This is a genomic window from Bacillus sp. AFS017336 (assembly GCF_002555445.1).
Classification (GTDB): domain Bacteria; phylum Bacillota; class Bacilli; order Bacillales; family Bacillaceae_G; genus Gottfriedia.
The window spans coordinates 108,919-122,767 of sequence record NZ_NUCO01000015.1; the positions used below are offsets into that span (position 1 = coordinate 108,919).

Genomic DNA, 13,849 nt, shown 5'->3' on the forward strand with positions numbered 1-13,849 from the left:
AGAGCAGTAATGCTCTTCTTCCAGATTAATCATTTAAAGTTTTTAATAAAGAACACTTATAAATTCAAAAGCAGTAAAAATAAATGATCCAAAAATAATTGTTGCACCAGTTGACGTAAAATATTCATCAGGGTCGACGATAATAGATGTTTTATACCAACCATCAACATCAGGTGTTACTTCACCAGTTGTGCGTGGGGCGAATTTAATATAAAGCATGATTAATAGAGAGAAAAGTCCAACAAATGGTGCTGTTGATGAGAAAGACATCTCAAAATAAAGTGCAATGATAAAAGAGACAACATAAAAAACCAAAATCGATAAACTTAACTTTAAAAATTGCTTTAACCAGTATTTTCGTCTATTAAGTGGCTGATCGCGTAATACTTCTTTCATTTTTTGAGCATCTTTGTATTTAAAATACAATCCTACAGGCCATGCAATTAAGAAGCAGATTAGCGTAAACAAAATACATGCTAGAAACTTTATACCGAAAGCTGTAATGAATAATGACATATATTCCTCCAATAGTTGTAAGTCTAATTACATTTTATCAAAATATTAACATTAAAAATATTGGGAAAATTTATAATCATAGATTTACAACTTTTTAATTTATTTTATTTGCAGTTGAACTAAACGAAGGTCATACATGCAACTAATATTTCTTTAAAAGGACTTTCTATTTTTCGATTGATGTCAGAAAATATATAATTAATGAATAATAGTAACTAATTGAGGTGGAAAAATGAAAAACATTACTGTATATCACTATGATGCCTTTAGTAAAATACCTAATAAAGGAAATCCAGCTGGGGTTGTTTTAGATGGAGATTTTTTGGCGGAGAGCGAAATGCAAGATATTGCAAAACAAGTAGGGTTTAATGAAACTTCTTTTCTCTTAAAATCGAATGTTGCTGATTTTAAAATTCGTTATTTTACGCCGGGCCATGAAATGGATTTATGTGGGCACGGAACAATGGCTGTAATATATGCCCTAGTTACAAAAGGAATAATTGAATTTAAAAATGCATTAACAATTGAAACAAGAGCTGGAATTTTACCAATTACGATTTGTCAGTCTAATAGTGAATTTTCTATTACGATGCAACAAAAAGCTCCAGAGTTTGAAGAATTTAATGGATCTTTAGATGAGTTAGCATCTTCAATCGGTATTAGTGTAGAGGAAATTGATTTAAGTTTACCAGTTTTATATGGAAGCACGGGTGCTTGGAACCTACTTTTACCAATTAAAAAATTGTCTTCGTTTGATAAAATGAAGCCTAATAATCGATTATTTCCTAGTATATTAAGTGAAATTCCGAAAGCGTCTGTACATCCTTTTTGTTTAGAAACATATGATTCAAATGCAGATTTCCATGCTCGTCATTTTTCTTCGGGATTTTCAGGAACAATGGAAGATCCAGTTACAGGAACTGCCTCTGGCATTATGGGAGCGTATTATGCTAAGTATATTAATAAAGGTGTAAATGATGAAATTGAATTAGTCGTTGAACAAGGTACAGAAATCGAGAAAGACGGACGTATAAAAGTAAAAGTTAAAAAAGTTAATTCGAATTATGAAGTAGAAATTACTGGAGATGCTGTTTACGTGAAAGAGATGCAATTTCAAATATAACCTAGAAAAGGAGAATAGAATGTTATTAAATGATGAACTTTATGGGCAATTCAAAATAGATCAAGTACTTGTGGAATTAATAAATACTAAGCCTATTCAACGATTAAAGAATATACATCAAGCTGGCGCTACTTATTTATTGGATAATCGCTTTAATGGTACTAGGTACGATCATTCAATCGGGGTGATGCTACTAATAAAAAGGCTAGGAGGTTCTGTAGAGGAACAAATAGCTGGTTTATTACATGACGTATCCCATACGGCATTTTCTCATGTTATTGATTTTGTTTTCGATATAAATGAAGAAAATTATCATGAAACAATTTTTGAAAAAGTCATTTTAAACTCTGAGATCCCTGCAATACTCCAAAAGCATGCTATTGATATTCAAGTGATTTTTGACATAGACAGATGGGAATTACTTGAAAAAGAGCTACCAAAGCTATGTGCAGATCGAATAGATTACACACTAAGAGATATGTATCATTATTTCGGAACACCTAAAAATGAAATAGAAGCATTTTTAAATTCTTTAATTATTGTAAATGGAGAAATCTGTGTAAACTCGATTGAAATGGCAGAGTGGTTTACAGAAATTTACTATAAGCTCGCTATCGATTATTTTTTAGGTCCAATCAGTATCTATTCTTACGATTCACTTGCAAAGATTATAAAGCTTGCTTTAAATAAAGCGATTATTAGTTTGGATGACTTATTATTAGACGATATGCAGTTTATAAAGTTAATTCAAGAAAGCAATGATCGTGAAATTTTAGCGTTAATCGATCGTTTAAATGCAAAAGTTGAGCTTGAAGAGAATGAACAAGATTATGACGTACATAGAAAAGGGAAAAAAAGGATAATTGATCTTACTGTTTCGCTAGACGGGAAAACTGTCCAACAATCCTCTCTTTTATCTACTAAAATTGCAAAAATGAATACAAAAGCGATTGAAAAATCGGCAAAGGGTACTTTCGTAAAAGTTAAACCGATAAAGTAACTAATTGATAAATTAGGGGGAATTCTATTGAAATCTGAGCTACATCTTATGGAAATGCATAGTAAAGTATTATTTAAACACAATGAAAAAGGTAAAATAACACATATTAATGAAGCACCATATGACATAGCGCCAAGATTTTATATAGGAAGTACAAGGGAAGGGAATGTGATCAAGTATTTAGATTGTCTAAACGAAGAGGACCTAAGTATATTGGAGAATGTCTTAAATGAAAATTCAAGTGTACCTTTCGTAAATATCCTACAAATTTTAAGTAAAAACAATCAGATAGACGATCTATGGATTGGGCCTGCATATGTATTTGAACAAGTTAGTGAAGTATCACCAAGGACAGTAAAGATTAACAATTCAAATAAACAATGTTTACTTCCAAACTTTCCTTATACATATGATGAGTTAGAATTAAAGGAACCTTGTTACGCCATTATTGAGAATAATATTGCCGTTTCAATTTGCTGCAGTGCAAGGCAAACTGACGAAGCTTCCGAGGCAAGTGTATATACACTTGAAGACTTTCGTGGAAAAGAATATGGGGTAATCGTTTCAAAAGCATGGGCTGCGGACATACAAAGTCAGGGACGAATAGCATTATATAGTACATCGTGGGATAATTACGCATCACAAGCAGTCGCAAGAAAATTAAAATTAGTGCACTATGGAACGGATATTCATTTTAGTTAAATAGTTTATAAGTTTTGAAGCATTACTTTTAAAAATGAAGTAGTGCTTTTTGGTGTATTATTATTCGAATGCTTATATAATTAATAAATCACATGTAAACAATACGTATTAAATTTATTTGAAAGAAGGATAAGAATGGATCAATATTCGGTTAAACAGGCAAGTTTTTTAATATTAGTAACTTTAGCTGGAATTATTAGTTCCGTTGTATTACATATTTCCCTAGTATTTGGAATATTACCTGGGCTAATTTATTTACTCGTTTTAAGTTTAAAAAGGGGATATAAAGTTAGACGTATAATGAGGTTAAGCTATCAAGGAGTCGGTAAAGTTAAAATAGTACTTATTATTTTATTCTTAATTAGTTTTTTGCTTCCTTCTTGGTATTTATCAGGTACGATTACTTCAATGGTTTCTATTACATTGCAAGCAATTAATCCACATCATTTTTTTGTGTTTTGTTTTCTAACGACGATGATTTTTTCAATGATTTTAGGATCATCGATTGGAACATTAAGTGCTTTAGGGGTGCCACTTATTAGTAGTGCGGTATTACTACATATACCAGTTGAGATTTCAGCAGGGGCGGTTATTTCAGGGGCATTTGTAGGTGATCGAACTTCACCATTTTCAAGTGCACATCAACTTTTAGCAAATATTCTTGAAACGACTGTAAAAAAACAAGGTAAAGCTATGCTCTTTACATCAATTACTGCCGTGATTGTCACAATCTTATTTTTTAGCATAATGGATTTACAATTTGCTAAAGGCATTACAGAAGCGCACCATGCAATCGTGAGCAATAAGAATGTATCGTTCATACAATTTATACCACCAATATTATTAGTTGTACTCGTTTTATTTAGAATTAATATTATTTATTCTTACGTGATTAGTATTTTATCAGGTAGTTTAATAGCATTATTTAATGGAATTTCGTTTAGTAAAATTGTAAATTCTTTTTGGCAAGGGATCGAAGGGCTTGGTGGAGGACTAAGTCATATGTATAGTTTATTACTATTTATTGCTATAGCAGGAGTTTATAATGCTTTATTGGAGGAACTCAATATTATTCAGCCGATGCTAGATAAATGGCTTCAAACCTCAACTTCAATGATATCTGATTCACTGAAAACGATTGGCGCAACAGCCGTCATATGTGTCATTGCAGGAAACCAAACGATGCCAATTATTTTAACGGGTCGATCTTTTTTAGGCCACTGGTCAAATAAATATAATAAAGAAGAATTGGCACGGCTAATGGCAGACACGACTCTATTATTTCCAGCGATGATTCCTTGGAATGTTCTTGCGATCATGAGCGGTACTGTCATTAATATGAAATTACATCAGTATTTACCATATGCAATCTTTTTATGGCTATTACCATGTCTAACGATCTTCACCAATTTATTTAAAAAAGTTAAGACATATGAAACTAAGTATGAGGCTAGTTCTTGATAAAAGGTTAAAAATGAGGATGTCCCAATTTTGGGCATCCTCATTTTTATATTTATAGGTGTAATTGAAAGAAGAAACGTTTATAAAAATGTTGGAGTGCAATTAAGCAGTCAGCAACTGCAAATAATGGCCGAACTGCAAATAAAATTAGTAAAACTGCAATTAAATTACCTAGAATACGAAATTAGATGGGATAATCCCTATACCGGTTAGGGGATTTATCCGTAATAATTATTCAAAAATAGCTACACAAATATGGGAATTTAATAAGTTTCCTCTATTTCTTTCTATACCGACTAAAAAAGTGAAGCTAACTACTAAATCTCTATAAATGGTGATCGTAAACTCAACATGAATTGAAATATACCCCTAATTTAAATTGATGACACTTATCCATACATCTAAAATCACTTCTTGATCTGAAAAAAGCCGCCTATTTGTCAGTTATGCTGACTAGTAGGACGGCCTTTTTTTATATTACATTCGTCGCATTTAATTCCTTTAATTGTCTAACAGTAATGCTATATTTTGTACGAATAGCTTCTAATTCCATAATCGCGACATCAATGTATTCGGTTTCGGCATAAATAAAATTGGTTTCTTTCAGTTCTAATAGTCTTTGTAAGCTTCGTAATTCATTATGTAAAAGTTGGGAAGGTGTTTCATCAATTAATTTTTTTTTCGTAAAACGTTGAAAGAATGACTTCAATTTCACATTATTTTTTTTAGTTGTTTTTTGTTCTTGAATCATTATTAATTTTGACATTCAGTTATCCTCCCTAAATATAGAAAATATCTATTATTTGAAGACATAGAGCTTGTCCAACTTAATAAAATTTAAAGAAACATCACATTAGCTTGTTCTAAATCATATTACTGTTTTGGTAAAAATATTCTTAAATTTTTTTGTTTTTTTCAATGAAATGATGTAAAAGAAAATTACTTGGTTTAAAAGTGTGAGGATTTAGAAAAGCTTTAAGTGTATTTAAAGTTTCACGTTTTGCGTCATTCTGATACACTTATGACACATAAAGATTTACTTTATGTAAAATGAATTTGAAATAAGAGAGGTAAAGATATTATGGAAAAAGTTGAAGTTGGTCAAATTCTAACACTTAGTTATGAAGAAGGAGACGAGCAAGATTACGAAGTATTAGGTTCAATTACGATTGAAGAATCAGAATACATAGCTGTAGGATTATTAGATGATGTTGAACAAGAAAGTGAAGAGGCAATGGACGTTTACTTTTTAAGAGTGGCAGAAGACGGAGAGTTTTATGACATTGAAACAGAAGAAGAGTTTGAAAAAGTTTCTGCTGCTTTTGATGAAGTTTTAAGATAATAAGGGCATGATTAGGGGGCAATTACTTAATTACACATGGATGTGAATTTTGTATTGCTTTTCGTTTGGAATAATACGCTAAAATTCATAAACCCTATAAAAAAGAACACTTGTAGAATCATACTAAGTGTTCTTTTTTGTATGTTTATGTAGTAATTTGTAGGATTTATTAAATTTATGGAGTACAAACTATCAATTTTTCGGTATACTAGGCTATAGCAATTATTTTAGGAGGAAGTTATGAGATTTTCATTTAGAAATTACGCTTTCCCTTTGATTTTACTAAGTTGTATCATCATTGGTTCAGTCATCGGTTATAAATTTCCAAGCGCAGGAGTTGCCCTTAAACCAATAGGCGATTTCTTTTTAAACTTACTATTCGTAGTCGTTGTACCGCTTGTATTTTTCTCAGTTGCATCAAGTTTTGCAAATGGTGGAGGAGAAAGATTCGGTAAGATTATTCGTAATATGTCAGGGGTATTTTTATTTACTGGTATTGTTGCTGCGATCATCATGCTTGTTGTACTGAAAATTTATCCACCTGCACATGGTGTTCATATTCCATTAGTTAAGCCAGATGCAGCTGATAAAGTATCAGTAGCAGAGCAAATTGTAAATACATTTACAGTTAATGATTTCTCTGGTTTATTTTCAAGAAGTAATATGTTAGCAATTATTGTTTTTGCTGTATTAGTTGGACTAGCTACAAATAAAGCTGGCGATAAAGCTGATATTGTAAAGAAATTATTATCAAGCGGTAATACAGTGATCATGAATATGGTTAACTACATTATGTATCTTGCACCTTTAGGACTTGGGGCATATTTTGCATATCTTGTTCCAACATATGGCGAGCAATTACTAGGTTCATATAAGAGAGTGTTTATTTTATATTATGTAACTGCTATTCTATTCTTTTTTATTTTTTATAGTATTGTTGCTTATATGGCCGGTGGTAGTAAGGGATTTAAAATTTATTGGAAAAATGTATGGCCATCAACATTTACGTCGCTAGGAACTTGTAGTAGTGCAGCAACGATTCCAACAAATTTTGAAAATGCTGAAAAAATGGGTGTATCTAAAAATGTAAGTGAAGCTGTCATTCCGATAGCTAGTGCACTTCACAAGGATGGCTCAGTTATGGGTGGCGTAGTAAAAATTGCCTTTGCCTTTGGAGTATTTGGCATGAATTTTTCAGGATTAAATATTTATCTTGTAACGATCGGTATTGCATTATTAGTTGGTATGGTAATGGGAGCAATCCCGAATGGTGGAATGATTGGAGAAATGTTAATTCTTTCATTATTTGGATTGCCAATCGAATCTTTACCAATTCTTGCCGCAATTAGTGCGCTAATTGATCCACCTGCAACTATGTTAAATGCAACAGGCGATTTATCTGTTAGTATGTTAATTGAGAGATTGACTAATGGCAAAAAAGCCGCATAATGTTTCAATGAAAAGATAGTAAGGTTAATGTCCTTATTATCTTTTTTTTCTTTTTATCAGATTAGAAAAACAACGGGCGTACCTTTATTTACAAAGGATGTAAGAGAAGTAAAAGTTGCAACTTATTTTTGGCAACTCACTGAATATAGTGAGTTGCTTTTTTTCGTTTCACATAACAAAATTCCTATTTTGGATAAGATAAAAATTAGTGCAAGTGACCTTTTAAAGCAGTTTGCTTTTCCAATAGCATCTATTCAGCTTTTACCAAAGTTTGGTAAAAATAGTCTTAACAAGATTCAAGATAATATAAAGCGCTTGCATTTTTATTTCAAAAAAAATATAATACTTGTATACAAGTACACTAGTATGGAATGAGGGTAAAAAATGAAAGATTTAGAGCAAAGTTTATATCCTACAAAATGGCTATCAAAAGCTTCAGCTGGTGATCGTGTAACGTATGAATTAAGAATGCAGATAATTTCTGGACTGATTGAAAGCGGTACCAAGTTATCGGAAAATAAATTGGCTGCTGATTTTAATGTGAGCCGTTCTCCAATTAGAGAAGCTTTAAAAACACTAGCAACAGAAAACTTGATTCGATTAGAGAGAATGGGTGCAGTTGTTGTTGGATTAACTGAAAAAGAAATAGAAGAAATTTATGATGTCCGTTTACTTATTGAAACATTTGTATTTGAACGGTTAGTAAAAATAGATACGAAAGAATTGGTTAAGGAACTGAGGAAAATTCTTGAAATGATGAAAATCGCCATTAAATTTCAAGATGCTGATGAGTTTTCACTTCAAGATGTAATATTCCATGAAACAATCATTCGAGCAATTAATCATTCATATATCATGATGATTTGGAATAATGCAAAACCGGTAATGGAAGCGTTTATTCTATTATCGATGAGAGTACGTTTCAAGGAACAGTACGAAGACTTTCCACGAATCGTTGAAAATCATCAGCTATATATCGATGCGATTGATACAAAGAATAGAGAGCTTATGATTCAATCCTTACATCAAAACTTTGATGATGTTCAAGGAAAAGTAGAGGATTTATGGAAATCTCAAGAAATGCTTTCAAAAGGAGTACAAGAATAATGACAAGCTATATGTTAGGTTTAGATATTGGTACCACAAGCACAAAAGCCGTTTTATTTAGTGAAACTGGCGAAGTTATACAGCAAGAGAATATAGGATACCCACTCTACACACCTGATATTTCAACAGCAGAACAAGACCCGGAAGAAATTTTTGCGGCTGTGGTGCAGGGGATTACAAGAATAGTGAAGCAACAGCCTCAAAAAGAGATTTTATTTATTTCTTTTAGTAGTGCAATGCATAGCTTAATTGCTATGGATGAAAATGATCAACCATTAACGGCTTGTATTACATGGGCTGATAATCGAAGTGAGTCTTGGACACGGAAAATTAATGAAGAATTAAATGGTTTAGAAGTTTATAAACGAACAGGTACTCCAATTCACCCGATGTCCCCTTTAAGCAAGATTACGTGGATTGTAAATGATCGACCAGAGATCGCTAACAAAGCGAAAAAATATATTGGGATTAAAGAATATATATTTAAAAAATTCTTTGACCAATATGTTGTAGATCATTCTCTTGCCTCAGCTATGGGAATGATGAATCTTAAAACGCTGGATTGGGATAATGAAGCGTTACAAATCGCAGGAATCACACCTGACCAATTATCTAGACTAGTACCTACTACAGAGATCTTTACAAACTGTAATCCTAATCTAGCTAAACAAATGGGGATTGATCCACAAACTCCATTTGTCATTGGGGCAAGTGATGGAGTTCTTTCGAATCTTGGGGTGAATGCGATTCGAAAAGGAGAAATTGCAGTCACAATTGGGACAAGTGGGGCGATTCGAACGATTATTGATCGTCCACAAACTGATGAAAAAGGTCGAATATTTTGCTACGCATTAACGGAAAAACATTGGGTAATTGGTGGACCAGTTAACAATGGTGGAATGGTTTTACGCTGGATTCGTGATGAGTTTGCGGCTTCAGAGGTTGAAACAGCGAAAAGACTAGGCATTGATCCATATGAAGTATTAACAAAGATTGCTGAAGGTGTAAGGCCAGGAGCAGATGGTTTGTTATTTCATCCATACTTAGCGGGTGAACGTGCACCATTATGGAATCCTGACGTTCGGGGCTCATTTTTCGGATTAACGATGGCACATAAGAAGGAACACATGATTCGAGCGGCACTTGAAGGTGTTATATACAATTTATACACAGTATTTTTAGCTTTAATTGAATGTATGGATGGACCAGTGTCACGAATCCAAGCAACTGGTGGATTCGCAAGGTCCAATGAATGGCGTCAAATGATGTCCGATATTTTTGACTTAGAAGTACTTGTACCAGAAAGCTATGAAAGTTCATGTCTAGGAGCTTGTATTTTAGGTTTATATGCAACTGGCAAAATCGAATCATTTGAAATCGTTTCTGAGATGGTTGGTAATACCCACAGACACACACCTAATGAAGATGCAGTAAAAGAATATAGAGAGTTATTGCCAATTTTCATTAGCTTATCGAGAGTATTAGAAAAAGATTATAGCAAAATTGCTAATTATCAAAGAGGATTAATTAATAAAAAAAATTAGACTAATTGGGGGAATAACAATGCCACTAGTTATAGTAGGGATAGGAATTGTAGCATTACTGATCTTAATCATGGGTTTAAGATTAAATACATTTGTTTCATTAATCATTGTTTCATTTGGCGTAGCTCTAGCCCTTGGGATGAAGTTAGATGATGTTGTTACGACAATTGAAACTGGATTAGGTGGAACACTTGGACATTTAGCATTAATCTTCGGACTAGGAGCGATGCTTGGTAAGTTGATTGCAGATTCTGGGGGAGCCCAACGTATTGCAATGACTCTTGTAGATAAATTTGGAGAAAAAAATATTCAGTGGGCAGTAGTTGCTGCTTCATTCATAATTGGTATCGCTTTATTTTTCGAAGTAGGGTTAGTACTATTAATTCCGATCGTATTTGCAATTTCAAAACAATTAAAAGTTTCTATATTGTATCTTGGAATACCGATGGCTGCAGCTCTATCAGTTACGCACGGTTTTTTACCGCCACACCCGGGTCCGACTGTAATTGCTGGCGAATATAAAGCAAATATTGGTGAAGTATTACTTTACGGAATAATCATTTCCATTCCAACTGTTTTTATCGCTGGTCCTTTATTCACAAAGATTGCTAAAAAATTGGTTCCAGCATCATTTGAGAAAACTGGGAATATTGCTTCTTTAGGTGAACAAAAAGTCTTTAAACTTGAAGAAACTCCAGGATTTGGAATTAGTGTATTTACTGCAATGCTTCCAGTAATTTTAATGTCAATTGCTACAATTATTACTTTACTTCAAAAAACAATTGGATTTGAAGATAATAAAGCACTAGCAATTATTCGCTTTATTGGTAATGCATCTCCTGCAATGGTGATTTCATTATTAGTGGCAATTTATACAATGGGATTAGCAAGGAAAATACCTATTAAAGAAGTGATGGATTCTTGTTCTACAGCAATTTCACATATTGGTATGATGCTTTTAATTATTGGAGGCGGCGGTGCCTTCAAACAAGTTCTAATTAGTGGTGGCGTAGGTGACTATGTAGCTGAATTATTCAAAGGAACATCTTTGTCACCAATTATCCTAGCTTGGCTTATTGCAGCAATTTTACGAATATCATTAGGATCGGCAACTGTTGCGGCATTAACTACTTCTGGATTAGTGATTCCAATGCTAGGTACAACTGATGTAAATCTTGCATTAGTTGTACTTGCTACAGGAGCAGGTAGCTTAATTGCATCACATGTTAACGATGCAGGTTTCTGGATGTTTAAAGAATATTTCGGATTAAGTATGAAAGAAACGTTCGCAACGTGGACATTATTAGAAACAATCATATCGGTCTGCGGATTAGGCTTTACTTTATTACTAAGCTTATTCGTCTAGTGTATGTTTCGATAAGTTAGAAGGAATTTGATTCAAGTAAAAATACAAAAAATCCACAAGGGAAGTAAATAACCTTGTGGATTTTCTGCATATTAAGAGGCTTTTAAGATTGCCACTAATTCTTATTTTAAATTTTCAGGGTTTAATCCTTGTAATTCATCGATTACGAATAGACCGTCTTTACGGATTAATACGTCGTCGAAATAGATTTCTCCTCCGCCGTATTCAGGACGTTGGATACAAACCATATCCCAGTGGATATTTGAGTTGTTGCCATTGTATGCTTCATCATAAGCTTGACCTGGCGTAAAGTGGAAGCTTCCATCGATTTTTTCATCGAATAAAATGTCTCCCATTGGGTGTAAGATGTAAGGGTTTACACCAATTGCGAATTCACCGATAAAGCGTGCACCTTCGTCTGTATCAAAGATTTTGTTGATACGCTCAGTATCATTAGCAGTTGCTTCAACAATTTTACCATCTTTGAATTTAAGTTGAACATTTTCAAATGTAAAACCATTTTGAGGAGATGGCGTGTTATAAGAAAGTGTACCATTTACTGAATCACGAACTGGTGCTGTAAATACTTCACCATCAGGAATATTCATTTCACCAGCACATTTAATGGCTGGGATATCTTTAATTGAGAATGTAAGGTCAGTTCCAGGACCTTTAAGTTGTACTTTATCAGTACGGTTCATTAAATCAACTAAAGCATCCATTGCTTTGTCCATTTTACCGTAATCTAAATTACATACGTTGAAATAGAAATCTTCAAATGCTTCAGTACTCATTTTTGCTGATTGAGCCATTGAATCAGTTGGGAAACGTAATACTACCCATTTCGTTTTTGGAACTCGAATTTCTCTATGTACTTTTTGACCTACAGTTTTACCATGGATTTTCGTTTTTTCACTAGGCACATCAGAAAGTTCGTTAATATTAACACCTGAACGTAATCCGATATAAGCATCCATATCCTTCATTACATTTGCTTCGTATTCTGCTACTTTATTAAAGTGTTCTTCAGTAGCACCCATTAATAATGCGCGATCTACTTTATGATCTTTAATTGATACGAAAGGAAAGCCGCCAGCAGCATATGCTTCTTTAACTAAAGCTGTAACTAATTCAGTTTCAAGCTTAAAGTTTTCAATTAAGATTTTTTCTCCTGGTTGTAATTTTACTGAGTAATTGATTAAATTTTTAGCTAATTTTGAAATACGTGGATCTTTCATTGAAAATTCCCTCCAATAATTATAACTATATACCTATTGTAAACTATTTAGTCAGTTTTGTTTACTATAGTATTCTTTTTTTACAAAAGAATTTGAAAACTTGTTTAACGACTAGTTTAGTGTTTGGTAAAATTTGTAGTATAATACGAAATAAGTGATGAAATTTATGGAAGTCCATGATGGAAAGGGGTTTTTCGAATGAGTATAATTTCAGTTAGTGCATTAATTGCAGCGATTGCATTTGTGATCTTAGTTGTTTTTATTAGTCGTACTTTATTCCGACTTGAAAAAGTGTTTAGAGGAGTAGAATCAACTATTTCTGAGACACAAAAAGATTTACATAATGTATGTGTAGAAGCCGTTCAATTAGTACATACTTCAAATCATTTAGCAAATGAAGCGAAAATTTTTGTGAATAATTCTAATGAACTTACGAAAGATATGCGTGAACGTGCAAAATCCCTTGATGTATTAGCTAAGTCAGTTGAAGAAGTTGGAGTTACAATTTCAGAAATGAACGAAAGAGTACGAGATACTGCTAATAATGTATCAAATACTGTAAAAGTTAGTACAGAAAAAATGTCCCAAGTTATGAACTGGGGAACAACAGCATTGGATTTATGGGAAAAGTATAAAACGAAGCGTGAGGGAAAAAAGAAAAATGGTAAATCGAATATCAACGATTCAACAATTTGATGAGCTAGTGAACAACGAAGAAAAATTTGTGTTTTTAAAGCATAGTACAACTTGCCCGATTAGTCATGCAGCTTATACTGAATTTTTAGCATTTGCTTCAGCGTATGAAAGTGTACCGCTATACTATTTACAAGTTCAAGATGACAGAGAGCTATCAAATTATATATCTGAGAAGACTGCTTTAAAACATGAGTCACCTCAATTATTTATTTTTGAAAATGGAAATGTAGTTTACAATACATCTCATTTTTCGATTAAGAAGGATGAAATTGAAAAAGCATTATTAAAAAAATAACAAAAAACTG

General features: G+C 32.8%; 15 protein-coding genes. 12 read left to right on the top strand and 3 right to left on the bottom strand.

Translation table 11 applies throughout. From position 1 onward, the window contains the following. Nucleotides 1–42: 42 nt before the first annotated feature. Nucleotides 43–516, bottom strand: coding sequence for a hypothetical protein (locus CN601_RS07615; RefSeq protein ID WP_098119469.1), 474 nt, complete (start codon nt 514–516; stop codon nt 43–45). Between the two features lie 232 nt (nt 517–748). Here CN601_RS07615 and CN601_RS07620 point away from each other — a divergent pair, with 232 nt between their 5' ends. The 4 genes from CN601_RS07620 to CN601_RS07635 all read left to right on the top strand — a co-directional run bounded on the left by CN601_RS07620 (nt 749) and on the right by CN601_RS07635 (nt 4,802). Beyond that, the gene (locus tag CN601_RS07620; protein ID WP_098170684.1) at nt 749–1,639 is read left to right on the top strand and encodes a PhzF family phenazine biosynthesis protein; all 891 of its coding nucleotides are present in this window, start codon (nt 749–751) and stop codon (nt 1,637–1,639) included. A 19-nt stretch (nt 1,640–1,658) separates the two neighbouring features. Next, on the top strand, nt 1,659–2,639 hold the full coding sequence (locus CN601_RS07625; RefSeq protein WP_098170685.1) for an HD domain-containing protein: 981 nt from the start codon (nt 1,659–1,661) through the stop codon (nt 2,637–2,639). A gap of 27 nt (nt 2,640–2,666) precedes the next feature. Further along, a complete protein-coding gene (locus CN601_RS07630) occupies nt 2,667–3,341 on the top strand; it encodes a GNAT family N-acetyltransferase (protein ID WP_098170686.1) in 675 nt (224 codons plus the stop codon). Between the two features lie 135 nt (nt 3,342–3,476). Next, the gene (locus CN601_RS07635) at nt 3,477–4,802 is read left to right on the top strand and encodes a Na+/H+ antiporter NhaC family protein (protein ID WP_098170687.1); all 1,326 of its coding nucleotides are present in this window, start codon (nt 3,477–3,479) and stop codon (nt 4,800–4,802) included. Nucleotides 4,803–5,274: 472 nt separating this feature from the next. On the opposite strand, the gene CN601_RS07645 is transcribed toward CN601_RS07635, so the two are convergent. Further along, nucleotides 5,275–5,568: a hypothetical protein gene (locus CN601_RS07645; RefSeq protein ID WP_098119463.1), complete on the bottom strand. Its 294-nt coding sequence runs from the start codon at nt 5,566–5,568 to the stop codon at nt 5,275–5,277. Nucleotides 5,569–5,883: 315 nt separating this feature from the next. On the opposite strand from CN601_RS07645, the gene CN601_RS07650 reads away from it, so the two are divergent. The 6 genes from CN601_RS07650 to CN601_RS07675 all read left to right on the top strand — a co-directional run bounded on the left by CN601_RS07650 (nt 5,884) and on the right by CN601_RS07675 (nt 11,610). Next, nucleotides 5,884–6,144 (top strand): DUF1292 domain-containing protein, encoded by a 261-nt coding sequence (locus CN601_RS07650; protein ID WP_098119462.1) that lies wholly within the window; start codon nt 5,884–5,886, stop codon nt 6,142–6,144. Nucleotides 6,145–6,384: 240 nt separating this feature from the next. Then, on the top strand, nt 6,385–7,593 hold the full coding sequence (locus CN601_RS07655; RefSeq protein WP_098170689.1) for a dicarboxylate/amino acid:cation symporter: 1,209 nt from the start codon (nt 6,385–6,387) through the stop codon (nt 7,591–7,593). Nucleotides 7,594–7,620: 27 nt separating this feature from the next. Then, on the top strand, nt 7,621–7,968 hold the full coding sequence (locus tag CN601_RS07660) for a hypothetical protein (protein ID WP_098170690.1): 348 nt from the start codon (nt 7,621–7,623) through the stop codon (nt 7,966–7,968). Nucleotides 7,969–7,977: 9 nt separating this feature from the next. Next, entirely contained in the window at nt 7,978–8,700 is a 723-nt protein-coding gene (locus tag CN601_RS07665; protein ID WP_098119459.1) for a GntR family transcriptional regulator, read from the top strand. Beyond that, nucleotides 8,700–10,244, top strand: coding sequence for a gluconokinase (gntK, locus tag CN601_RS07670; protein ID WP_098119458.1), 1,545 nt, complete (start codon nt 8,700–8,702; stop codon nt 10,242–10,244). Before CN601_RS07665 ends, gntK begins: the two co-directional genes overlap by 1 nt. A 19-nt stretch (nt 10,245–10,263) precedes the next feature. After that, nucleotides 10,264–11,610 (top strand): GntP family permease, encoded by a 1,347-nt coding sequence (locus CN601_RS07675; protein WP_098170691.1) that lies wholly within the window; start codon nt 10,264–10,266, stop codon nt 11,608–11,610. 122 nt (nt 11,611–11,732) lie between these two features. Here the strand turns inward: CN601_RS07675 and CN601_RS07680 are convergent, their stop codons facing one another. Beyond that, nucleotides 11,733–12,848, bottom strand: coding sequence for an aminopeptidase (locus CN601_RS07680; protein WP_098119456.1), 1,116 nt, complete (start codon nt 12,846–12,848; stop codon nt 11,733–11,735). Between the two features lie 198 nt (nt 12,849–13,046). On the opposite strand from CN601_RS07680, the gene CN601_RS07685 reads away from it, so the two are divergent. Both CN601_RS07685 and ytxJ read left to right on the top strand, forming a co-directional pair. Then, nucleotides 13,047–13,544, top strand: a complete 498-nt coding sequence (locus CN601_RS07685) for a DUF948 domain-containing protein (protein ID WP_098119455.1) — start codon at nt 13,047–13,049, stop codon at nt 13,542–13,544. After that, nucleotides 13,510–13,839 carry a bacillithiol system redox-active protein YtxJ gene (gene ytxJ, locus CN601_RS07690; protein ID WP_098170692.1) on the top strand — a complete coding sequence of 110 codons (330 nt, stop codon included), beginning with the start codon at nt 13,510–13,512 and terminating at the stop codon, nt 13,837–13,839. The genes CN601_RS07685 and ytxJ overlap by 35 nt, the downstream gene beginning before the upstream one ends. Nucleotides 13,840–13,849 lie beyond the last annotated feature (10 nt).

Bases quoted from the DNA above. Each gene is read 5' to 3' on its own strand.
- CN601_RS07665 (WP_098119459.1), top strand. From the start codon at position 7,978: ATGAAAGATTTAGAGCAAAGTTTATATCCTACAAAATGGCTATCAAAA.
- CN601_RS07675 (WP_098170691.1), top strand. From the start codon at position 10,264: ATGCCACTAGTTATAGTAGGGATAGGAATTGTAGCATTACTGATCTTA.
- CN601_RS07635 (WP_098170687.1), top strand. From the start codon at position 3,477: ATGGATCAATATTCGGTTAAACAGGCAAGTTTTTTAATATTAGTAACT.
- CN601_RS07655 (WP_098170689.1), top strand. From the start codon at position 6,385: ATGAGATTTTCATTTAGAAATTACGCTTTCCCTTTGATTTTACTAAGT.
- CN601_RS07650 (WP_098119462.1), top strand. From the start codon at position 5,884: ATGGAAAAAGTTGAAGTTGGTCAAATTCTAACACTTAGTTATGAAGAA.
- CN601_RS07615 (WP_098119469.1), bottom strand. From the start codon at position 516: ATGTCATTATTCATTACAGCTTTCGGTATAAAGTTTCTAGCATGTATT.
- CN601_RS07660 (WP_098170690.1), top strand. From the start codon at position 7,621: ATGTCCTTATTATCTTTTTTTTCTTTTTATCAGATTAGAAAAACAACG.
- CN601_RS07685 (WP_098119455.1), top strand. From the start codon at position 13,047: ATGAGTATAATTTCAGTTAGTGCATTAATTGCAGCGATTGCATTTGTG.
- ytxJ (WP_098170692.1), top strand. From the start codon at position 13,510: ATGGTAAATCGAATATCAACGATTCAACAATTTGATGAGCTAGTGAAC.
- CN601_RS07625 (WP_098170685.1), top strand. From the start codon at position 1,659: ATGTTATTAAATGATGAACTTTATGGGCAATTCAAAATAGATCAAGTA.
- gntK (WP_098119458.1), top strand. From the start codon at position 8,700: ATGACAAGCTATATGTTAGGTTTAGATATTGGTACCACAAGCACAAAA.
- CN601_RS07680 (WP_098119456.1), bottom strand. From the start codon at position 12,848: ATGAAAGATCCACGTATTTCAAAATTAGCTAAAAATTTAATCAATTAC.
- CN601_RS07645 (WP_098119463.1), bottom strand. From the start codon at position 5,568: ATGTCAAAATTAATAATGATTCAAGAACAAAAAACAACTAAAAAAAAT.
- CN601_RS07620 (WP_098170684.1), top strand. From the start codon at position 749: ATGAAAAACATTACTGTATATCACTATGATGCCTTTAGTAAAATACCT.